The 413-nt window shown below is 72.6% G+C and carries 1 pseudogene; it reads right to left on the bottom strand.

Going from position 1 to position 413, the window contains the following annotated elements:
• Positions 1-413: pseudogene (locus AC066S_RS39710) on the bottom strand (CCA tRNA nucleotidyltransferase); the annotation flags it as partial.

Raw genomic sequence — 413 nt, 5'->3', positions numbered from 1 at the left:
CTCCTGCCAGACGCGCTCGGGCACCAGGTCGGCGGCCTCGCCGGCCTCGACCATCTCGCGCATGAGCGCCATGGTCTCGGGGGCGACGGAGAAGTCGGTGAAGCGCGCCGCGAAGCGCGCCACGCGCAGGATGCGCACCGGGTCTTCGCGGAAGGCGTCGGTCACGTGGCGCAGCAGGCGGGCCTGCAGGTCGCGCGCGCCGCCGTAGGGGTCCACGAGCTCCCAGTTCGCGGGATCGTCCCCGCGCACCGCCATGGCGTTGATGGTCAGGTCGCGGCGGGAGAGATCCTGCTCCAGCGTCACGTCCGGGGCCGTGTCCACCACGAAGCCGCGGTAGCCGCGCCCGCTCTTGCGCTCGGTGCGCGCCAGCGCGTATTCCTCGCGCGTCTCGGGATGGAGGAAGACGGGGAAAT

The organism is Bradyrhizobium sp. CFUWI, assembly GCF_056429085.1.
This window is presented reverse-complemented; position numbering and strand designations above follow the sequence as displayed.